The sequence below is a fragment of the Enterobacter cloacae complex sp. P6RS genome, assembly GCF_014982245.1.
GTDB classification, from domain to species: domain Bacteria; phylum Pseudomonadota; class Gammaproteobacteria; order Enterobacterales; family Enterobacteriaceae; genus Enterobacter; species Enterobacter bugandensis.
In genome coordinates this window covers 117,665-137,902 of record NZ_JADCLB010000018.1, presented here as the reverse complement: position 1 = coordinate 137,902, position 20,238 = coordinate 117,665, and the positions used below count along the sequence as shown (strand labels likewise).

Sequence of the window (20,238 nt, the reverse complement as noted above, 5' to 3'; positions counted from 1 at the left end):
GGGATAACCTCACATAAACTCAACAATATCATCATCATTCGGCTTACCGCCGCTGAGCGCTTCATCAAAGTAGTGCTTCGGCACGGTATAGCGCAGATGGTCGAGCGCAAACTGCATGCTGCGGTCGTCGATCGCGTGGCCCAGATCGTCAACAATATCCAGCGTCACATCCCCGCCCTCGCGCACCAGCGCTTCCTGGGCAGCTACCGCATGCGAAAGCTCAATCACCCGATCTTCACCACCGTGAATGAGATGGATGGTGGTCTGCGTGGTCGCGCTTGTCGGTAGCGTCGCATAACGCCCGTTAAAGGCGATGACGCGTGAAGCCAGACCGGGCTGCGCTTTTACGCTTTCCAGCGACATGATTGACCCCTGAGAGAAGCCAATCAGCGCCGTTGCGTCAGCGCCTACGCCGCTCTGCTGCTGCCAGTAGCGCACGATGTCGATAAACGTGGGCATGATCGCATCAATGCGCGCCTGACGGTTCTCCTCCGTCACGCCCTGAACCGGGAACCACTGCCGTCCGTCTGGACCGCACGGCTCCACGCCGCCGATGCTGACGATCAATGCTTCCGGAAAAACGGGCGCAAACCAGCGGCCAATCTGTCCCATATTGACGGCATTATCGCCCACGCCATGAAACAGGAGCAGTAACTGTTTAGCCGGTTTGTCAGGGCTTTGAACAACAAAATGGTCGTGTTTCATGGCGGTCTCCTTAATTGATGAGCAGGATTTTACGCCTCTGCGGGGTAATGACCATGCCACTTTACTGAAGAAGTCATTGAAAAAATTGCCATTGCAAAATGTCGGCTTTCAGCTGCTGGCAGCGGGAATAATCAAGGTTCTCAAGCGCTTGCGCGGTTTCACTCCGCAGTTTAGCCAGCAGCGCTTTTCGCCCTTTCTCCTCCGTCTTACCCTCTATTTTCCCGCGCAGCGCCGGAAGCGGCATGTCTGTAGCTAACACCAGCCGCGTCAGGGCAGCAACCGAGGTTGAAAACGCCCGGTGCGCAAAGGCAAACCCCGCCAGCTCCAGCCAGTCGTCACTATTAAGGGTAGCTTCCCAGGCATCGGTCACCGGGATCTTTTCGCCGTTCCAGGCTGAAAGAACGCGCATATCACGACACAGGCGCTGGTGCTCCTGCGCGCACAGGCGGTGCCCGGCCTCGCTATGCGGCAGTAAGGCCATCGCCGTGTAGCACCCGCTGCTGGCTTCCCGATGGCTGCCCATTCGCACCAGCACAAAGCCGCACTGCCGCCAGAAACGCCACAGCTCGTCGGTATAGCCAAAGCTTACCGAGAGATAATCTTCACCGCTGGCGCTGCGAATAAGCCGCTGGCCGATGCCTTCCCGTTGACGGTGGGGATGCACCGCAATGCGGCTAATCCGCCGCCCCTTCAGCGTCGCCGCGAGAGGCGACCCGCCGTGCGCCGCCAGTGACTGCGCCACAAGGTTCCCGCGAGGACGACGAAAGCCCGCCCACACCGCGCGGCTCAGATCGGGGGGCAATCCCCCCTCTTCCACCAGCCAGAGCGCGCCCGCCATATCCGCACCCGCGTGTGCAACCGCAAAGTGCTGGCCGGGGGCGTCCATCATCCGGCGTAAATCGAGCGGGGACGTCCGGTAGTGCGCGGCACACAGCAGTTCATACACGCTTGCCACGCGCGCCGGGTCGCTCTCCCACATCCGCGGCTCCAGCAACCTTATACGCACGTCACCTTCCGGTTTACGGTCGATAAGCGCGTCGTCAAACAGCAGCGTATTCGCCACTATCCGCTCAAGCGGACACCCGGCCGCCCAGCGAATGGGGGTGGATAAGGTATAACGCCGCAGCCCGCTGAACCGGGCGCAGAACTTAAGCAGAAACCCCCTGCCCGTGCCTTCATAACCCTGGACCGTGGTGGTCAGCAACACGCGGGGAAAGCGCGACACCAGCTTGTCCAGCAGCGGGCCGGGGATGGCTGCGGCTTCATCAACAATCAGCCAGTCGGCTTCTGTCGTGGAGGCCAGCAGCGCATCCGGGGCCATAAAGTGAAAACGCTCGCCAGCGAAGCGCGCAATGACATCCGTTGCCCCTTTGGCCGGTGCAGTGACCACCGCACTCCCCTGAATGCTGTTGAGCAGCATCCCCGCCAGGGCTGACTTTCCGCGCCCCCGCGGTGCCGTCGCGGCAGCGACGCCCGCAGGCATGGTCAGAAGCGCGTCGAGGATCTCCGCCTGCTCGCGCTGCGGCTCGCCGCTGGCTGGCTGCCAGGCGGGCGAATCCGGCGCAGCGGGAAGAGAGAGAGGACGATGCTGTTGCCAGACGATCGCCTCCGCATCGGCGGCAAGGGTCCGGCAAAAATGGTGAACGAAGCGCGGGGTGGAGATGGGTTCCGCGCTGTCGCTCCAGCGCACGGAATCGCCGTCGGGCCTGTCGGCCCAGTCAGCGAGAGGCGGCACCAGCAGCACCAGCAGGCTTCCGGCGCGCAGCGTCCCGCTGAGTGCGGCAAAGGCTGAAACATCAAACCCGGCACGCGCGTCAAAAACGGCGTGCAGGTATTCTCGCCCCAGCATCCCGCTAACGGCTTTTGAGGGATTCTCCTCCAGCCACAGCCAGTCTCCCGGCAAGGCATCACGCAGGCCAGCCGCCTGGCTCAACGTCCATTGTTCATCGCCAGTGAGCACCACCAGACGGCGGTGCCCGGTACGCTCAAGCTCGCGCGTCAGATGTTCAAACGACACCATCACATGGCTTTGCCGAAGGTATTACACTGGGCCGGATCGCCGCTGTCAAAGCCGCGCTTGAACCAGCTGTAGCGCTGCTGTGACGTACCGTGAGTGAAGCTGTCCGGCACGACATGACCCTGGCTCTGCTGCTGCAAACGGTCGTCGCCGATGGCCTCAGCCGCGTTTAATGCCTCTTCAAGATCCCCGGATTCCAGCACGCCCTGTTGCTGCATGCTATGGCCCCAGACGCCCGCGAAGCAGTCCGCCTGCAGTTCCATTTTGACGGAAAGGCGGTTCACTTCGGCCTGAGACGCGTTCTGCTGCAGCTGGCGCACTTTGGGCTCAATCCCCAGCAGCTTTTGCACGTGATGGCCGACTTCATGCGCGATAACGTAGCCCTGGGCAAAATCACCGTCAGCGCCAAGCTTGCGTTTCATGTCATCGTAAAAAGAGAGATCGATATAGACGGTGCCGTCTGCCGGGCAATAGAACGGCCCCATAACAGATTGCCCGGTACCGCATCCGGTGCGGGTTGCGCCCCGGTACATCACCAGCTTCGGCTGCTGGTAGGTGCGCCCCATCTTCTCGAACTGCTGACTCCAGGTGTCTTCAGTTGTGGCGAGAATAACGGAGGTAAATTTGGCCGCTTCATCTTCATTCGGGCTGATGGAGCGCTGAGAATGCTGTTGCTGCTGCAGCGGCTGACCGGTCATCAGACCGGTAAGGTCGACCCCGTAATACCCTGCGACCAGCACCACAATCAGCAGGATGATACCGCCCTTGCCGCTGGGTAAGCGGAAGCCGGGCCCGCCCATTGAAGGACCGCCGCCACCATCACTGCGTCTGTCTTCTACATTGTCACTTTCACGACGCCCTTGCCAGCGCATAACCACCTCGAACTATTCCATTAATAATAGCTATGATCGTAGGCGGTTAACGGCAAGATTACCATAGGAAACAAAGGTAAGACGCCAAAGGATGCGAACATCCTTTGGCAACTGAGGGACTTAGTCGAGCTTAACGCCTAAACGGTGAGCTACCGCCTCGTACGCTTCAATCAGGCCACCCAGGCTCTGACGGAAACGGTCTTTGTCCATTTTATCCAGGGTTTCTTTATCCCACAGGCGGCTGCCGTCCGGGGAGAACTCGTCGCCCAGCACCACTTCACCTTTGAACAGACCAAACTCCAGCTTGAAGTCGACGAGGATCAGGCCCGCGTCATCAAACAGCTTTTTCAGCACGTCGTTGGCTTTGTAGGTCAGTTCCTGCATGCGCGCCAGGTTCTCTTTGCTCACCCAGCCGAAGGTTTCGCAGTAGGATTCGTTGACCATCGGGTCGTGCATGGCATCGTTTTTCAGGAACAGGTCGAACAGAGGTGGATTCAGCTCGATACCTTCTTCAATGCCCAGACGCTTCACCAGGGAGCCTGCCGCACGGTTACGAATCACGCACTCAACCGGAACCATATCCAGTTTTTTCACCAGACATTCCGTATCGGACAGCAACGCTTCCATCTGGGTCGGGATACCCGCTTCGGCCAGTTTGGTCATAATGAAGTGGTTGAACTTGTTGTTCACCATGCCTTTACGATCGAACTGCTCAATGCGTGCGCCATCCCCTGCTGACGTATCATTGCGGAACTCGAGCACCAACAGATCCGGGTTCTCCGTGCTGTATACGGTCTTCGCTTTGCCACGATACAACTCAGCTTGCTTCTGCATCTTCATTACTCCTGGTGTGATAATTTGCGTTCAAAACGGGGTATATTATGCCACGCACACGTTTGCGTGGCACGAAAATAAAAAGGGCGGGATTAACCCGCCCTCGTATTTATTTGCTGAATGCTGCCTGGAAGACAGCGACCAGCGCATCGTTCTGCGCCTGGGTCAGCGTGTGACCTTTTGGATCGATAAACTGCAGGCTGCTGCGGTTATCGAGGTCACCTACCTGAATCTTGTAATCACCGGAGGCAAGCTGAGGATCTTTGGCGCCCAGTTCCTGCCACGCGCTGTCGGACAGCGGCTTATAGGTCGCCGTCATGCTGCCGGTTGAACGGGTGCTGTCGGTCACTTTCATGCCCACTTTTTCCAGCGTCGCTGGCAGGCGCTGCCAGGTCTGGTTAAACGGTGCACGCACCACCAGCATTGGCAGGCCGGTGTCATCCGCGCCGCTCTGAACGTCGAAAGTGACGCCGTTACGGTTCTGCGCGGCGTTCGCGGCATCGGTAGCGGTCTTATCCAGACCTGCGGCGATCACGTTCAGCATTTCAGTGCTGTAACGCTGCATAGAGGCGGCATCCGCAACCGGTTTACCCGCCTGCTCCAGGTTCAACAGCTTAACGTTAACCGCCTGCTGGTAACCCTGTGGTTTCACGGAGACCTGATAGCGTCCACGGTACTGCTGATCTTCATCAAGACGGTTCCACTCGATCCAGTCGGTGGTTAACGTCTGGCTGGCGTCATCGCGCTTATCAATGGTGTAATTCTTCGCCTGAATAACGCTGACGACCTGTGGCCACAGATTGCTTCCGCGCGCGCTTTCAACCAGCAGAGACGCCGTATCACCGGTGAACTGGGTACGCGCCCCGCTTACCAGCGCCAGAGGCTGTGCTGGCGGACGAATATCAAGCGCTTTACCAACCAGGCCGCTGCCGTTGGTCACGGGAATATTATAATCGCCGTTTTGAATCGGCAGGATCATACCAGCCGGTGCATGAAGTTCAGCAAGCGGGGTCGCATCCAGATAGGATTCATCACCGCTCACCTGGCGCTTGTAGCGCGAGTCTGAACTACAGGCAGCGAGCAGCATAACAAGCGAAACACTCGCAACCTTCGCCAGGCGCGACTTCTGTACTGAATAAGCCATCAAATCTCCCTAAACTTTACAGCAAACCGGCATGCTTCAGCGCAGCCCTGACGATGTCGCGACCGTGGTCGGTAATCGGTGTCATTGGCAAACGCAGCGTATCGGATGCTACAAGCCCCAACTCCTTACACGCCCATTTCACTGGGATCGGATTGGGTTCGACAAATAATTTATTGTGCAACGGCATCAGACGCTGATTAATGACACGCGCTTCATTATAGTGACCGGCTGCAGCCAGTTTGCACATTTCAGCCATATCGCGCGCCGCAACGTTCGCCGTTACGGAGATCACGCCATGACCACCAAGCTGCATAAAGTCCAGCGAGGTCGCATCATCACCACTCAACAGGATAAAGTCGTCTGAAACCAGCTCTTTGATCTGATGAACGCGGCTTAAGTTCCCTGTCGCCTCTTTAATACCGATAATATTTTTTACTTCCGAGAGACGACCAACGGTTTCCGGCAGCATATCGCAGCCGGTACGGGACGGCACATTATACAGAATTTGTGGCAAATCAGTATGTTCAGCGATGGCTTTGAAGTGCTGGAACAAACCTTCCTGAGTAGGACGGTTGTAGTAAGGGGTGACCGTCAGACAGCCCACGATGCCGCTGTCGTTAAAACGTTTGGTCAGGCTGATCGCTTCTGCGGTCGCATTAGCACCTGTCCCCGCAATGACCGGAATACGTCCGTCAGCCAGTTCCAGGGTCAGCATAACCACATCGCCGTGCTCTTCGTGGCTCAGCGTTGCAGATTCACCGGTAGTCCCTACCGAAACGATCGCCGAGGTTCCATTGGCGACATGGTAATCAATCAGCTTTTTCATGCTGGACCGGCAGACATTACCTTTTTCATCCATCGGTGTAACAAGCGCGACAATACTTCCCGTGAACATGAGCCATCCTCTGTGCGAACAAGAGCCTCAATGGTACGTTTGGAACTGTAATAAAAGCAAGCGACCTGAGGCCCTCTGGCGGTTGTATGCACGTTTTTTTTATGCTTTCCTTATGAAGACTTAACCATGCAAAGGAAGAACAGGTTTGACAACCTCATCACAACATTACCTGGTTATCACCGCGCTGGGTGCCGACAGGCCGGGTATCGTGAACACCATCACCCGTCACGTGAGCAGCTGCGGCTGTAACATCGAAGACAGCCGCCTGGCGATGCTCGGCGAAGAGTTCACGTTTATCATGCTGCTGTCCGGAACATGGAATGCCATTACCCTTATTGAATCCACCCTGCCGCTGAAAGGCGCGGAGCTGGATTTGCTGATCGTCATGAAGCGCACCACCGCGCGCCCGCGTCCGGCCATGCCCGCGACCGTCTGGGTGCAGGTTGAAGTCCCTGATTCTCCGCATCTGATTGAGCGCTTTACCGCGCTGTTCGACAGCCATCAGATGAACATTGCCGAACTCGTCTCCCGCACGCAGCCGGGCGACGAAAGCACCGTTCCCACGCTCTTTATTCAAATTACCGCACACAGCCCTGCCTCGCAGGATGCGTCAAATATCGAGCAAGCGTTCAAAGCCCTCTGTACAGAATTAAACGCGCAGGGCAGTATAAGCGTCGTCAATTATTCGCAGCACGAACAGGATGGAGTTGAGTAATGAATCCACTGAAAGCCGGTGACATCGCACCGAAATTTAGCTTACCGGATCAAGACGGTGAGCAAGTAAATTTGACCGACTTCCAGGGACAGCGTGTTCTGGTCTATTTCTACCCGAAAGCCATGACCCCCGGCTGCACCGTACAGGCCTGCGGCTTACGCGACAATATGGACGAGTTGAAGAAAGTCGGCGTGGAAGTGCTGGGAATCAGCACGGATAAACCAGAAAAGCTGTCACGATTTGCGGAAAAAGAGCTGCTGAACTTCACGCTGCTTTCCGACGAAGACCACCAGGTCTGCGAGCAGTTCGGCGTCTGGGGTGAAAAGACCTTTATGGGTAAAACCTACGACGGCATTCACCGCATCAGCTTCCTGATTGACGCTGACGGTAAAGTTGAACATGTGTTTGACGACTTCAAAACCAGCAACCACCACGACGTGGTGTTGAACTGGCTGAAACAAAGCGCCTGAAAGTGAGTGTCGGGTGGCGGCTTCGCCTTACCCGACCTACAAGAATAAGTAGGCCGGGTTAGCGCAGCGCCACCCGGCGAAACTACTTCTCTTCCACCGCAGGCACATCCGGCCACGCGTGCACCACCGCTTTAATCAGCGTCGCCAGCGGAATGGCAAAGAACACGCCCCAGAACCCCCACAGCCCGCCGAAAATCACCACCGACAGGATAATCACCAGCGGATGCAGGTTCACGGCCTCGGAGAACAGCACCGGCACCAGCAGGTTACCGTCCAGCCCCTGAATAATCAGGTATACCGCAAAGCAGCTCCAGAACTCGGTACCCAGCCCAAACTGGAACAGCGCAACGCCCACCACCGGAATGGTCACCACAAACGCGCCGATATACGGGATCAGAACCGAAAACCCGACCAGCACCGCCAGCAGCAGCGAGTAGTTCAGGCCGAAGATCAGGAAGCCAATCCAGGTGGCTACCCCCACGACTATCATCTCCAGCACCTTGCCGCGAATGTAGTTGGTGATCTGCTGGTTCATCTCCTGCCAGACCTGCCCGGCCAGCCCGCGATTGCGCGGCAGCACGCGGCGTACCGCGTTCAGCATCTGCTCTTTGTCCTTGACCAGGAAGAACACCATTAGCGGCACGAGCACAAGATAGACGGCCAGCGTCAGCAGACCCACCAGCGAGGCCAGAGAGTATTTCACCACCGAATCGCCCATCGTCATGATGCGGGCGCGCATGTTTTCGGCCATCGCATCTATGATCCCCGCATCCATCAGCGCGGGGTAACGACGCGGCAGCGTGGCGGCGAAATCAGACAGCTTGTTCAACATGCCGGGCATATCGCGGATCAGGTAGATCCCCTGCTGCCAGGCAACCGGCATCACCACAAATGCCATCAGCAGCAGAATGCCGACAAACAGCACCAGCACGATACTCGTTGCCCAGCGGCGCGAACAGCCGATATGTTCCAGGCGCGCCGTTGGCCACTCCAGCAGGTATGCGAGCACAATCGCCACCAGCAGAGGGGCGAGAAGGCCGCTGAAGAAGAACAGAATACCGAACCCGGCAACCAGAATAACCAGCAAAGCAATGGCTTCCGGGTCACTGAACCGACGCCGATACCACTGCATTAACATTTCGAGCATACAACCCTTCCCTGAATCGATTGGCGGGAGTGAGACGGTGAATTGTATCTAACTGTCACAAAAAAGACTTTCGCTTTTTGTATCCCTGTCACAATCCGCAAAAGCCTGATGAATGGGATTTTCTTCATGCGGTAACACGGCTACACTCGCAGGGCAGCAGAGATGAACGATATGCCGGTTCATCGGTCAAATTAGCACCTCCAACATACAGGACAGTGGTTATGTTCAGGCAGTTGAGAAAAACACTGGTTGCAACACTGATTGCCGCAGTGACGGTCGGTCAGGTGTTGCCCGCTTTCGCTGACTCGTCCGATTCATTGCCGGACATGGGCACCACGGCAGGAAGCACGCTCTCTATCGGGCAAGAAATGCAGATGGGTGATTACTATGTGCGCCAGCTGCGCGGCAGCGCCCCGCTGATCAACGACCCTTTGCTGGTGCAGTACATTAACGGGCTGGGGATGCGCCTGGTGGCGCACGCCGACTCGGTAAAAACGCCCTTCCACTTCTATTTAATTAATAACGACGAAATCAACGCCTTCGCCTTCTTCGGCGGAAACGTGGTGCTGCATTCGGCGTTATTCCGTTACTCAGACAACGAAAGCCAGCTGGCTTCGGTAATGGCGCACGAAATTTCGCACGTTACCCAGCGCCACCTCGCGCGTGCAATGGAAGACCAGAAGCGTAACGCCCCGCTCACCTGGGTGGGCGCACTGGGCTCTATTCTGCTGGCGATGGCCAGCCCGCAGGCCGGGATGGCGGCCCTGACCGGTACGCTTGCGGGAACGCGTCAGGGGATGATCAGCTTCACCCAGCAAAACGAGCAGGAAGCTGACCGCATCGGCATTCAGGTTTTACAGCGCTCCGGCTTTGACCCGCAGGCCATGCCGAGCTTCCTGGAAAAACTGCTCGACCAGGCACGGTATTCTTCCCGTCCGCCGGAAATTTTGCTCACCCACCCGCTGCCGGAAAGCCGTCTCTCGGACGCACGCAACCGTGCCAACCAGATGCGCCCGGTGGTCGTACAGTCTTCGCAGGACTTCTACATGGCGAAAGTAAGAACGCTCGGCATGTACAACTCCGGACGTAACCAGCTCACCAGCGATCTGCTGGATACCCTGGCGAAAGGCAACGTGCGGGAAAAAAATGCCGCGCAGTATGGTCAGGCGCTACAGGCGATGGAAGCCAGTAAATACGACGAGGCGCGTAAAGCGCTGCAGCCGCTGCTGGCAGCTGACCCGAACAATCCGTGGTATCTCGATCTCTCGACGGATATCGATCTGGGGCAGAAGAAAGCCACTGATGCGATTAACCGCCTGAAAGGGGCGAAAGACATACGGACCAACCCGGTGCTGCAGCTTAACCTGGCGAACGCTTACTTGCAGGGCGGTCAGCCTGCGCAGGCCGTGACCATTCTGAACCGCTACACGTTTAACAATAAAGACGACCAGAACGGCTGGGAGCTGCTCGCTCAGGCGCAGGGGCAACTGGGTAACCGCGATCAGGAACTGGCGGCGCGTGCTGAAGGGCTGGCGCTGGCGGGCCGTCTCGATCAGGCTATTTCCCTGCTCAGCAGCGCCAGCTCGCAGGTGAAGCTCGGCAGCCTGCAGCAGGCCCGCTACGACGCGCGCATCGACCAGCTGCGCGGCCTGCAACAACGCTTTAAGCCGTACGAGAAGATGTAATAAAGGAGAAGTCATGACAGACGCGGTAAAAATTTACCATAACCCTCGCTGCTCCAAGAGCCGCGACACCCTCAGCCTGCTGAAATCTAACGGCATCGACCCGGAAGTGGTGCTGTATCTGGAGACGCCGCCGGACGCGCAGACGATCCGCGAGCTGCTGCACATGCTGGGGATGGGCAGCGCGCGCGAACTGATGCGTCAGAAAGAGGATCTGTATAAATCGCTTAATCTGGATGACAGCCGCCTCACCGAGGCTGAACTGGTACAGGCGATGGTCGACAATCCAAAGCTGATTGAGCGCCCGATTGTGGTGGCGAACGGCAAGGCGCGCATTGGCCGTCCGCCGGAAGATGTGCTCGAAATTCTCTAGTCCCTACGCCGCAGCGCTTCCAGAAACGCCTGCGGCGTACTCTCTCCCAGCTTTTTCTGCGTTTTGCCCCGGTTATAAAACTCGCACAGCGCGATCAACACTTCTCCCGCCGGTTCATCATTCACGCGAGGAATAACATCGCCTAATGGCACCGCTACCTGAAGCGCGTTGTGTTTTTGGGGATGTGTTTTTACAGCCACATCTTTTGCAGCCTCCGTCAGCTCAAAACCAAAAGTCTCAATAGATTGTATATCAGCCGGACAGTCATCAAGCAGCGCCCGCGTCCAGGTATTGAGCAACTGGGGCGACAGTCCCGCATAGAGCCGGGCATAACACCAACCGCTCACTGGTTCGCGCGCCCAGAGCAGGTGTTGTTCACCCCCATCGTCCATGTGCAGGGATAGAGGCAGATGATGGAGCATCAGCGTATGCGGCCGCATGCCAGCCTTCAGCGCTTTTATTCCCTGCAATGGCCCCCCTTTTAGCTTCGCGGAGGCCGGTTTGAGATAGCGATTCAGCGTTGCCCTTGAAACGCGGATCCCCAGCACGTCGTTAACCATCTGCAGCAGTTCATCTAACGGCGCCCCTGAGATGTCGCGCAGCGCATTCACCAGCGCCACCTGCTCCTGTCTCAACGCTTTGTGTATCACTTTTGGCGTGGTGTGGTTATCCGAAACCTGGTCGCGGTTGCGCCAGCGCCTGACGGTCGTGACCGAGATCCCCAGCTCAACGGCAAGCTCTCTGTCGCTTTTATCTGACTGTTGCAGATAGCGGCGGATGCGCGGCGTGGTGGTCGCATTGGCGTGAAGTTTAATTTCCATCGCAACAATTCCGTTAACTAATCATATGAGATTTATATAACACAGGCGATTGCTTTGTGACCGGTTTCACCTTTCGCTCGCCGCGCTTCACTGATAATCCACAGACATAACATAAACAACCCCCCTCAATCTTGTACGGAGTTCACAATGAACAATGTTCTGGGATTTCTTGAAGCAAAACTGATGCCCCTGGCGGCGAAAACGGCCCAGCAGCGTCATCTCGGGGCCATTCGCGGTGCCTACGTGTCATTCATGCCGTTTATTATCGTCGGCTCCATTCTGCTGGTTATCTCCTCCTTCCCTAACCAGGCCTATCAGCAGTTTATGTCTCAGGCCTTTGGTGAGAGCTGGAGCGCGATTATTGAAATTCCATTCAACGCGGTGTTCTCCACCATGTCGCTGTTCATCAGCTTCCTGGTCGCCTTCCGCCTGGCGGAACACTACGGCGAGGACCGCATCTCCTGCGGCATTCTGGCGCTGGTCGCGTTTCTGATCCTGACGCCGTTTATTAAGGTGGCGGAAAATGGCGGGATTACCGTGATGCCGGTGGAGTGGATTGGCAGCAAAGGATTGTTCGTGGCGATGATCGGCTCGCTGCTCTGGACGGAGCTGTTCTGCTGGCTGAAGCGCAAAAATCTGGTCATTAAAATGCCGGACGGCGTGCCTCCTGCGGTGCAGGAGTCGTTCGCGGCGCTGATCCCCGCCCTGCTGGTGATGATTCTGGTACTGGGTATCCGCATCGTCTTCGAAAACACTCACTACAACACCATCCACCAGTTTATTTATGAAGTGGTTGCTACCCCGGTGCGCCACTACGGCACCTCCTATTTCGGTGCGCTGATGACCGTCTTCAGCATCACCATTCTCTGGTCAGTGGGCATTAACTCCGGCTCGATGATTAACGGCATCATTCGTCCGCTGTGGATGGAAAACCAGACCGACAACATCGCCGCTATCCAGGCGGGGACGACGCCGCCGCACATTATCACGGAACAGTTTTTTGACATGATCTGGATGGGCGGCGCGGGTGCTACGCTGTCGCTGGTGATTGCGATGCTGATTTTCGCCCGCAGTAAAAACATGCGCGAAGTGGCGCGCCTCGGCGCCGGGGCGTCGGTGTTTAACATCAACGAGCCGATTCTGTTTGGCCTGCCGGTGATCATGAACCCGATCATGCTTATTCCGTTCAACCTGGTGCCGCTGGTGCTGGTCACCGTGCAGTATGCGGCGATGAAGGTTGGCGCGGTCGCCGTCACCACCGGGGTGTTTATCCCCTGGACGCTGCCGCCGGTGATCAGCGGTTTTATCGTCACCGGACACCTGAGCGGCAGCGTGATGCAGCTGATCAACCTGCTGATTGGCGCCATGCTGTACCTGCCTTTCATGCGTATCGTGGACAAACAGTACCGCGCGGCGGAAATTGCCACCGTTACGCAAACCGACACCACCCTTGCAAAACAGGAGTAAAGCATGTGGGGAATTATCGCAACCTGGCGAATGGCGCTTGAAGGGGTAACGGAATCTGCGTCTGCCCTGGCGGCGGGAAAACCGGTCGCTACGGCGGTGGTTGATGCCGTCGCCGCCGTCGAAGACTTTCCGTTTTATAAATCCGTCGGCTACGGCGGGCTGCCGACCGAAAACGGCGAAGTCGAGCTGGACGCGGCATTCATGGACGGCGACACGCTGGCGTTCGGTGCCGTGGGGAACCTGGTGGATATCGCCAACCCGGTGCGCGTGGCGCACGCGCTCAGCCGCCAGCGCTACAACAGCCTGCTGGTCGGCCAGGGCGCGCGTGAATGGGCGCTAAGTCAGGGCTTTGCCGACAAAAGCATGCTCACCGAACGGGCTATGCAGCACTACCGCAAACGCTGCCGCGAGACGCTGGATAAAGGCTTAAGCCCGTACGACGGACACGACACCGTCGGCGTTATCGGCCTCGATAAGCAGGGCTCAATGAGCGTTGCCACCTCCACCAGCGGCCTGTTTATGAAAAAACGCGGCCGCATTGGGGATTCGCCGATTATCGGCTCCGGCTTTTACTGCGACAGCGAAACCGGCGCGGCCACCGCTACGGGCGTCGGTGAAGATCTGATGAAAGGCTGCACGAGCTACGAAATTGTTCGTCGCATGGCGCAGGGTATGACACCGCAGCAGGCGGCAGATTCCGTGGTGTTCGAGCTGGAAGACAAGCTGATGTCGCGCTTCGGTCGCGTGGGCGATCTCTCCGTGGTGTGCATGAACAACAGGGGCGAATTTGGCGCCGCCACTAACATTAAAACCTTCTCGTTTGTGGTGGCGACGGCCCGTCAGCCCCTCACCGTTTTTCGTACCGAGCGCCTGCGGGAGAAAACGCACTATCACGCCGTGGACGAAGAGTGGATGCAGGCCTACGCCGCGCGGATCCGCGCACCGATTGAGGAGTCATGATGATCGCGTATCAGTTTATCACCGCGCTTTCTGACGCGAAGCCGCGAAGCCATTTAATCGCCCGCGTCTCCTGTGCGCAGTTGCCGCAAACCGCGCTTGTTGCGGAAATGCGTGACTCTGACGGCATCGCGGACACCCGCTTTGGCTGCGCGCCCTTTGCGCGCATCACCCTGCTGCCGGATGCGCTCTGGCATGACGCGCTCACTGAAGGCCTGCTTGCCGCCCTGCGACCGCTGATTGCCTCTCCCGTCAGCGCAGATATCGTGCTGGACGTGACGGATATCGACGAGGTGGTGCTGGCGCAGGTGCTGCGTTTTCTCTTTAATCAGGCGCACAGGCTGAGCGATTTACAGCTGAAAAAAACCAGTGAGTGCGCTCGTATTAAGCACATCACCGCCCTCTGCCTGCCGGAACAGCAGGCGAAGCTGGAAACAATTTTCCGCCAGCAGCAGGCCATCGCCCACGGCATGGTCGCGGCGCGTCGCCTGGCGGATATACCGTCCGATCGCTGTACGCCGCAGTTTATGGTCGAAGAGGCGCACAAACTGTGTGCCGCCTACCCTGCCCTGCGCTGCGAGGTGCTGAACGAAAAGGCTATTGTTGAGCAGGGTCTTGGGCTGCTGAACGCCGTCGGCAAAGGGGCGATCTGCCCGCCACGTCTGCTGGCTATTCATTATGACGGCGTTTCTGACGGCCCGGTGCGCTGCTACGTAGGTAAAGGCATTACCTTCGATACCGGCGGCCTGTGGCTGAAGGAAGGCGCAGGCATGTACACCATGAAATACGACATGTGCGGTGCGGCCAACGTGCTGGGGCTGATGCTGACCGTAGCAGAGCTGGCGCTGCCCGTACGCATCATGGGCGTGCTGGCGCTGGCGGAAAACGCCATCGGCCCGGACGCCATGCAGCCCGGCTCGGTAGCAACGGCCTGCAACGGCATGACGGTTGAAATCAACAACACCGATGCCGAGGGCCGACTGGTGCTGGCGGATGCCATCGCCTGGGCCAGCCAGCGCCATCCGCAGGCGCGCTATATCATTGATATGGCGACCTTAACCGGTGCGGTGGTGAAAGCGCTGGGGTATGAGCTGAGCGGGCTGATGACGCAGGACGAGCCGCTGCGCGCCGCGCTGACGCAGGCGGGAAAACGGAGCGGTGACGAAGTGTGGTCCCTGCCGCTGGATGCGCGGCTGAAAAAGCAGACCGACAGCGCGATTGCCGATCTGTGCAACACCCCGACAAACAACGCGGCAATCAGCGCGTCGGCGGCGTGGCTGCTGCACCATTTTTGCCCGCAGACGATCCCGTGGGCGCATCTGGACATCAGCGGCACGGCGCTGTGGCGCGAGAACGGCAGGAGCGTGGCGTCGGGAAGGCCGATTCCGCTGCTGGTGGAGCACTTGCTGGGGGCTCTTTAGCCCGGTGGCGCTGCGCTTACCGGGCCTACGGGCGCCATATGCAGGCCGGGTAAGGCGCAGCCGCCACCCGGCATAACTACAGCTTAAGAATATCTTTCACAAACGGAATGGTCAGCTTGCGCTGGGCGGTAATGGAGGCGCGATCGAGCTGATCGAGCGTATCAAACAGGGTGCGCATCTCGCGGTCCAGACGCTTGAGCAGGAAACGGCCCACGTCTTCCGGCAGCTCAAAGCCGCGCTGCTTTGCTCGCAGCTGTAACGCCTGCAGCTTATCTTCATCTGATAGCGGCTGGAGCTTGTAGATTTGCCCCCAGTCCAGACGAGACGCCAGATCCGGCAGCCCAAGGTTAAGCTGGCGCGGCGGACGATCGCCGGTGATCAGCAGCCGGGTTTTGCCCGACTCCAGAATGCGGTTGTAGAGGTTAAAGATCGCCATTTCCCACGGCTCGTCCCCCGCCACGCATTCGATATTATCGATGCAGACCAGCGAGAGATGTTCCATGCCCTCAAGCACTTCAGGCACAAACCAGGTACGTTTATCCAGCGGCACGTAGCCGACCGCATCGCCGCGCGCCGAAAGCTCGGCGCAGGCGGCATGCAGCAGGTGACTGCGCCCCGCGCCTTCGCGTGACCAGATATAGATGTATCCGCTGTGATCCTGACGCAGCACGTTTTGCAGTGCAGCCAGTAAAGAGGGGTTATCACCCGGCCAGAAACTCGCAAAAGTTTCGTCGTCAGGGAGATAGAGTGGCAGAGAGAGCTGTGCCGGTCCGTTCAGAAATACCTCAACCAGAGATCTTACATAAAATCGGCGATGAGTTTAACACGGAACCCGCCAGGAGAGAACCGGGCGATCCGTCGCCCGGTATGACGATCAATGAGGCGCTTTTTCGCTTTCGTCAGCGTCCAGCACCACCTCTTCCGGGCGGATCACCGAGATCAGCTTGAAAATCAGGCTCAGGCCCACGCCCACGATGGTCGCCAGCGCCATGCCCTTCAGCTCGGCCGCACCGATGTGCACCTTCGCGCCGCTCACGCCGATAATCAGGATCACCGAGGTCAGGATCAGGTTTTGCGCCTTACTGTAATCCACTTTGGATTCAATTAGCACGCGAATACCGGAGGCACCGATCACGCCGTACAGCAGCAGGGAAACGCCGCCCATTACCGGGACCGGGATAATCTGGATCGCTGCCGCCAGCTTGCCCACGCAGGAGAGCAGAATGGCGATGATCGCCGCGCCGCCGATAACCCAGGTACTGTAGACGCGGGTAATCGCCATCACGCCGATGTTTTCACCGTAGGTGGTGTTTGGCGTGGAGCCGAAGAAACCGGAGATGATGGTGGAGAAACCGTTGGCAAACATGGAGCGGTGCAGACCCGGGTCGCGGATCAGGTCGCGCTTCACGATGTTCGCCGTCACCACCAGGTGGCCAACGTGCTCCGCAATTACCACCAGCGCGGCAGGCAGAATGGTGAAAATGGCGAACCATTCAAAGCGTGGGGTGTAGAAAGTTGGCAGCGCGAACCAGTGCGCCTCGGCAATCGGGGTGGTATCCACAACGCCCATGACGAAGGAGAGCGCGTAGCCCGCCAGCACGCCAATCAGGATCGGGATAATCGCCATAAAACCGCGGAACAGCACGGAGCCAAATACCGTCACGCCCAGCGTCACCAGCGAGATGATAATGGTTTTAGAGTCCGGTGACTGGCCGTCCGCAGGCAGCAGGCCGGCCATATTCGCCGCCACGCCTGCCAGCTCCAGGCCGATGACGGCAACGATGGCGCCCATCGCCGCAGGCGGGAACATCACGTCCAGCCAGCCGGTACCGGCTTTCTTCACAATGAAGGAAACCAGGCAGAACAGCACGCCACACATGATAAAGCCGCCCAGCGCGACCTCATAACCCAGGGGCAGCAGCAACAGCACCGGCGAGATAAAAGCAAAGCTCGACCCCAGATACGCCGGGATTTTGCCTTTACAGATAAAGAGGTACAGCAGCGTCCCGATGCCGTTGAACAGCAGCACGGTAGCCGGGTTAATGTGAAACAGGATTGGCACCAGCACGGTTGCGCCAAACATGGCGAACAGGTGCTGCAAACTAAGCGGGATAGTCTGTAAAAGCGGCGGTCTTTCACTCACCCCGATAGCACGGCGCGTCATAGCGTTTTCCTCTGTGTAGTATTGTTGGTTTTTATTCAAAAAAAAGCCGACTATCAAAGTCGGCTTATTTATCGTTATTCGATTATTTCGTACCAAAGATCTTATCGCCGGCATCGCCGAGCCCCGGGATGATGTACCCGTGCTCGTTCAGCCCCTGGTCGATAGAGGCGGTGTACAGCTCAACGTCCGGGTGGGCTTTTTCCAGCGCCGCGATCCCTTCCGGAGCAGCAACCAGAACCAGCACCTTAATGCTGCTGCAGCCCGCTTTTTTCAGCAGATCGATGGTGGCGATCATTGAACCGCCGGTCGCCAGCATTGGGTCAACCACCAGCGCCATGCGCTCGTCGATGTTAGAGACCAGCTTCTGGAAGTAAGGTACCGGCTCCAGCGTCTCTTCGTTACGGTAGATACCGACCACGCTGATGCGCGCGCTCGGTACGTGCTCCAGCACGCCTTCCATCATGCCAAGACCGGCACGCAGGATAGGCACTACGGTAATTTTCTTACCTTTGATCTGCTCAACCTGCACCGGGCCGTTCCAGCCTTCGATGGTCACTTTTTCTGTTTCCAGATCGGAGGTTGCTTCGTAGGTCAGCAGGCTGCCCACTTCAGAAGCCAGTTCGCGAAAACGCTTCGTGCTGATGTCATGCTCACGCATCAGGCCCAACTTGTGTTTAACGAGTGGGTGTTTCACTTCCACAATCTTCATTCTCTTTCTCCTCTGAGGTGGCATCCGCAAAAAAATCGCGGGATTATACCGCTTTTTTCGGATTGCGCCATACCCAACTTGCTTGACGTACATCAATCAAAAACAAAAAACCGGAGGCTGGGCTCCGGCTTGGGTGCGGGGTCTTGCCCGGTGGCGCTTACGCGGGCCTACGTGTATTGTAGGTCGAGTAGCGTCAGCGCCACCCGACAATTAGAGGTTATCGCCGTTGCTCGCAATCACCTGCTTATACCAGTCGAACGATTTCTTCTTGCTGCGGTTCAGGGTGCCGTTACCTTCGTTATCTTTATCGACAAAGATAAAGCCGTAGCGTTTTTTCATTTCGCCCGTTCCGGCAGACACCAGGTCGATACAGCCCCACGGGGTATAGCCCATCAGATCCACGCCATCCTCCACCACCGCTTTTTTCATCTCGCGGATGTGTGCGGAAAGGTAATCGATGCGGTACTGGTCGTTCACCGTGCCGTCGCTCTCCTGCACGTCGATCGCGCCAAAGCCGTTCTCAACGATAAACAGCGGCAGCTGATAGTGATCCCAGAACCAGTTCAGAGAGTAGCGCAGCCCGACCGGATCAATCTGCCAGCCCCAGTCGGATTTCTGCACGTACGGGTTGGAGACCAGGCTCTTGCTCTCGTCGTAGTCCAGCGCCGGGTTATCTGCCGTCGCTTTGGTGGCGAAAGACATGTAGTAGCTGAACCCAATGTAATCCACGCAGCCCTGCTTCAGCGCGGCTTTATCTTCTTCGGTGATATCCAGCGCGAAGCCGCGACGCTCGAAGTAGTTGAGCAGATGCTGCGGATATTTGCCGCGCACGTGAACGTCGGTAAACCAGTAGCGACGGTGCATGGCGTTCATTGCCATCATCATGTCGTCCGGCGCACAGGTCAGCGGGTAGATGGGGCACATGGCAATCATGCAGCCGATCTGCAGCGACGGGTTAATCTCGCGGCCCGCCTTCACCGCCAGGGCGCTGGCCACCAGTTCGTAGTGCGCCGCCTGGAACATCACCGGCTCGCGGTCTTCACCCGGCGCGTACTTCAGCCCGGAGTTGGTAAATGGCGCAAAGTCTTCGTGGAAGTTGGCCTGGTTGTTGATCTCGTTAAAGGTCATCCAGTACTTCACTTTATGCTGGTAGCGCTCAAAAACGACCTTCGCGAAGCGGACAAAGAAGTCGATCAGCTTACGGTTGCGCCAGCCGCCGTATTCCGTCACAAGGTGGAACGGCATCTCAAAGTGGGAAAGCGTGATAACCGGTTCAATGCCGTACTTCAGGCATTCGTCGAACAGATCGTCATAGAATTTCAGGCCTGCCTCGTTCGGCTCCAGCTCGTCGCCTTTCGGGAAGATACGCGTCCAGGCGATGGAGGTACGAAAGCATTTGAACCCCATCTCGGCAAAGAGTTTGATGTCTTCTTTATAACGGTGGTAGAAATCGATAGCCTCATGGTTAGGGTAGTTTTTCCCCTCCTGCACGCCGTTGGTAATTTCACGCGGCACGCCGTGGGCGCCCGCGGTCATGACGTCGGCAACGCTTACGCCCTTACCGCCCTCTTTCCAGCCGCCCTCAAGCTGGTGCGCCGCAACGGCCCCACCCCACAGAAAATCTGCTTTGAATCCTGACATTCTCTTTCCCTCATTCTGCGTTATTTTCTGCAAAAACAATTACAGAAACCGGTTTCAGTTCGATGATGTGCAAAGGGGATATTCGTTGCAAGCAGATCGCCGAAACCGGTTTCATTTTCGTGAACGGAGTCAAGTTTGGCTGCATTTACGGGCTATACAGAAAAAAAGATCCCCACGTCCAGAATAGGCTCGCAAACGTTTGCC

Annotated in this window: 19 protein-coding genes; 7 read left to right on the top strand and 12 right to left on the bottom strand. The window is 57.7% G+C overall.

Annotated features, from left to right (window positions below; translation table 11 throughout):
* Positions 1-9 precede the first annotated feature (9 nt).
* From ypfH to dapA, 6 genes are all read right to left on the bottom strand, one after another.
* The gene (gene ypfH / locus INF73_RS12055) at positions 10-705 is read right to left on the bottom strand and encodes an esterase (protein ID WP_028014017.1); all 696 of its coding nucleotides are present in this window, start codon (positions 703-705) and stop codon (positions 10-12) included.
* 73 nt (positions 706-778) lie between these two features.
* A complete protein-coding gene (locus INF73_RS12050) occupies positions 779-2,725 on the bottom strand; it encodes a tRNA(Met) cytidine acetyltransferase TmcA (RefSeq protein WP_193540798.1) in 1,947 nt (648 codons plus the stop codon).
* Entirely contained in the window at positions 2,725-3,594 is an 870-nt protein-coding gene (locus INF73_RS12045) for a neutral zinc metallopeptidase (RefSeq protein WP_041908778.1), read from the bottom strand. The genes INF73_RS12050 and INF73_RS12045 overlap by 1 nt, the downstream gene beginning before the upstream one ends.
* Before the next feature lie 120 nt (positions 3,595-3,714).
* Entirely contained in the window at positions 3,715-4,428 is a 714-nt protein-coding gene (gene purC / locus INF73_RS12040) for a phosphoribosylaminoimidazolesuccinocarboxamide synthase (RefSeq protein WP_023332985.1), read from the bottom strand.
* A gap of 109 nt (positions 4,429-4,537) precedes the next feature.
* Entirely contained in the window at positions 4,538-5,572 is a 1,035-nt protein-coding gene (gene bamC / locus INF73_RS12035) for an outer membrane protein assembly factor BamC (RefSeq protein WP_063943514.1), read from the bottom strand.
* A 16-nt stretch (positions 5,573-5,588) separates the two neighbouring features.
* Positions 5,589-6,467, bottom strand: coding sequence for a 4-hydroxy-tetrahydrodipicolinate synthase (gene dapA, locus INF73_RS12030; protein ID WP_028014021.1), 879 nt, complete (start codon positions 6,465-6,467; stop codon positions 5,589-5,591).
* A gap of 145 nt (positions 6,468-6,612) precedes the next feature.
* On the opposite strand from dapA, the gene INF73_RS12025 reads away from it, so the two are divergent.
* Together INF73_RS12025 and bcp are read left to right on the top strand one after the other, a co-directional pair.
* The gene (locus tag INF73_RS12025) at positions 6,613-7,182 is read left to right on the top strand and encodes a glycine cleavage system transcriptional repressor (protein WP_028014022.1); all 570 of its coding nucleotides are present in this window, start codon (positions 6,613-6,615) and stop codon (positions 7,180-7,182) included.
* Complete coding sequence (bcp, locus tag INF73_RS12020) at positions 7,182-7,652, top strand: thioredoxin-dependent thiol peroxidase (protein ID WP_014171119.1); 471 nt, start codon at positions 7,182-7,184, stop codon at positions 7,650-7,652. The genes INF73_RS12025 and bcp overlap by 1 nt, the downstream gene beginning before the upstream one ends.
* Before the next feature lie 82 nt (positions 7,653-7,734).
* Here bcp and INF73_RS12015 read toward each other — a convergent pair whose 3' ends face one another.
* Entirely contained in the window at positions 7,735-8,799 is a 1,065-nt protein-coding gene (locus tag INF73_RS12015) for an AI-2E family transporter (protein WP_028014023.1), read from the bottom strand.
* Positions 8,800-9,020: 221 nt separating this feature from the next.
* Between INF73_RS12015 and bepA the strand changes: the two genes are divergently transcribed.
* A complete protein-coding gene (gene bepA, locus INF73_RS12010; protein ID WP_041908772.1) occupies positions 9,021-10,484 on the top strand; it encodes a beta-barrel assembly-enhancing protease in 1,464 nt (487 codons plus the stop codon).
* Positions 10,485-10,497: 13 nt separating this feature from the next.
* A complete protein-coding gene (arsC, locus tag INF73_RS12005) occupies positions 10,498-10,854 on the top strand; it encodes an arsenate reductase (glutaredoxin) (protein WP_048959914.1) in 357 nt (118 codons plus the stop codon).
* Here arsC and INF73_RS12000 read toward each other — a convergent pair.
* The gene (locus INF73_RS12000) at positions 10,851-11,675 is read right to left on the bottom strand and encodes an XRE family transcriptional regulator (protein ID WP_136343622.1); all 825 of its coding nucleotides are present in this window, start codon (positions 11,673-11,675) and stop codon (positions 10,851-10,853) included. The genes arsC and INF73_RS12000 overlap by 4 nt on opposite strands.
* A 147-nt stretch (positions 11,676-11,822) precedes the next feature.
* On the opposite strand from INF73_RS12000, the gene celB reads away from it, so the two are divergent.
* From celB to INF73_RS11985, 3 genes are read left to right on the top strand one after another with little or no spacing between them, the layout of a single operon-like run.
* Positions 11,823-13,142: a PTS cellobiose transporter subunit IIC gene (celB, locus tag INF73_RS11995; protein ID WP_047368073.1), complete on the top strand. Its 1,320-nt coding sequence runs from the start codon at positions 11,823-11,825 to the stop codon at positions 13,140-13,142.
* Positions 13,143-13,145: 3 nt separating this feature from the next.
* On the top strand, positions 13,146-14,102 hold the full coding sequence (locus INF73_RS11990; protein WP_193540748.1) for a N(4)-(beta-N-acetylglucosaminyl)-L-asparaginase: 957 nt from the start codon (positions 13,146-13,148) through the stop codon (positions 14,100-14,102).
* Positions 14,102-15,520, top strand: a complete 1,419-nt coding sequence (locus INF73_RS11985) for a M17 family metallopeptidase (RefSeq protein WP_193540800.1) — start codon at positions 14,102-14,104, stop codon at positions 15,518-15,520. The genes INF73_RS11990 and INF73_RS11985 overlap by 1 nt, the downstream gene beginning before the upstream one ends.
* Before the next feature lie 76 nt (positions 15,521-15,596).
* Here the strand turns inward: INF73_RS11985 and INF73_RS11980 are convergent, their stop codons facing one another.
* The 4 genes from INF73_RS11980 to INF73_RS11965 form a co-directional block, all read right to left on the bottom strand.
* Positions 15,597-16,298, bottom strand: coding sequence for a DnaA inactivator Hda (locus INF73_RS11980; RefSeq protein ID WP_211438414.1), 702 nt, complete (start codon positions 16,296-16,298; stop codon positions 15,597-15,599).
* Between the two features lie 96 nt (positions 16,299-16,394).
* Complete coding sequence (uraA, locus tag INF73_RS11975; RefSeq protein WP_017692944.1) at positions 16,395-17,684, bottom strand: uracil permease; 1,290 nt, start codon at positions 17,682-17,684, stop codon at positions 16,395-16,397.
* An 82-nt stretch (positions 17,685-17,766) separates the two neighbouring features.
* On the bottom strand, positions 17,767-18,393 hold the full coding sequence (gene upp, locus INF73_RS11970) for a uracil phosphoribosyltransferase (protein ID WP_008501641.1): 627 nt from the start codon (positions 18,391-18,393) through the stop codon (positions 17,767-17,769).
* A gap of 210 nt (positions 18,394-18,603) precedes the next feature.
* Complete coding sequence (locus INF73_RS11965; protein ID WP_193540750.1) at positions 18,604-20,034, bottom strand: 6-phospho-beta-glucosidase; 1,431 nt, start codon at positions 20,032-20,034, stop codon at positions 18,604-18,606.
* Positions 20,035-20,238: the final 204 nt, after the last annotated feature.

Bases quoted from the DNA above. Each gene is read 5' to 3' on its own strand.
- ypfH (WP_028014017.1), bottom strand. From the start codon at position 705: ATGAAACACGACCATTTTGTTGTTCAAAGCCCTGACAAACCGGCTAAA.
- INF73_RS12050 (WP_193540798.1), bottom strand. From the start codon at position 2,725: ATGGTGTCGTTTGAACATCTGACGCGCGAGCTTGAGCGTACCGGGCAC.
- INF73_RS12045 (WP_041908778.1), bottom strand. From the start codon at position 3,594: ATGCGCTGGCAAGGGCGTCGTGAAAGTGACAATGTAGAAGACAGACGC.
- purC (WP_023332985.1), bottom strand. From the start codon at position 4,428: ATGCAGAAGCAAGCTGAGTTGTATCGTGGCAAAGCGAAGACCGTATAC.
- bamC (WP_063943514.1), bottom strand. From the start codon at position 5,572: ATGGCTTATTCAGTACAGAAGTCGCGCCTGGCGAAGGTTGCGAGTGTT.
- dapA (WP_028014021.1), bottom strand. From the start codon at position 6,467: ATGTTCACGGGAAGTATTGTCGCGCTTGTTACACCGATGGATGAAAAA.
- bcp (WP_014171119.1), top strand. From the start codon at position 7,182: ATGAATCCACTGAAAGCCGGTGACATCGCACCGAAATTTAGCTTACCG.
- INF73_RS12015 (WP_028014023.1), bottom strand. From the start codon at position 8,799: ATGCTCGAAATGTTAATGCAGTGGTATCGGCGTCGGTTCAGTGACCCG.
- bepA (WP_041908772.1), top strand. From the start codon at position 9,021: ATGTTCAGGCAGTTGAGAAAAACACTGGTTGCAACACTGATTGCCGCA.
- arsC (WP_048959914.1), top strand. From the start codon at position 10,498: ATGACAGACGCGGTAAAAATTTACCATAACCCTCGCTGCTCCAAGAGC.
- INF73_RS12000 (WP_136343622.1), bottom strand. From the start codon at position 11,675: ATGGAAATTAAACTTCACGCCAATGCGACCACCACGCCGCGCATCCGC.
- celB (WP_047368073.1), top strand. From the start codon at position 11,823: ATGAACAATGTTCTGGGATTTCTTGAAGCAAAACTGATGCCCCTGGCG.
- INF73_RS11990 (WP_193540748.1), top strand. From the start codon at position 13,146: ATGTGGGGAATTATCGCAACCTGGCGAATGGCGCTTGAAGGGGTAACG.
- INF73_RS11985 (WP_193540800.1), top strand. From the start codon at position 14,102: ATGATCGCGTATCAGTTTATCACCGCGCTTTCTGACGCGAAGCCGCGA.
- uraA (WP_017692944.1), bottom strand. From the start codon at position 17,684: ATGACGCGCCGTGCTATCGGGGTGAGTGAAAGACCGCCGCTTTTACAG.
- upp (WP_008501641.1), bottom strand. From the start codon at position 18,393: ATGAAGATTGTGGAAGTGAAACACCCACTCGTTAAACACAAGTTGGGC.
- INF73_RS11965 (WP_193540750.1), bottom strand. From the start codon at position 20,034: ATGTCAGGATTCAAAGCAGATTTTCTGTGGGGTGGGGCCGTTGCGGCG.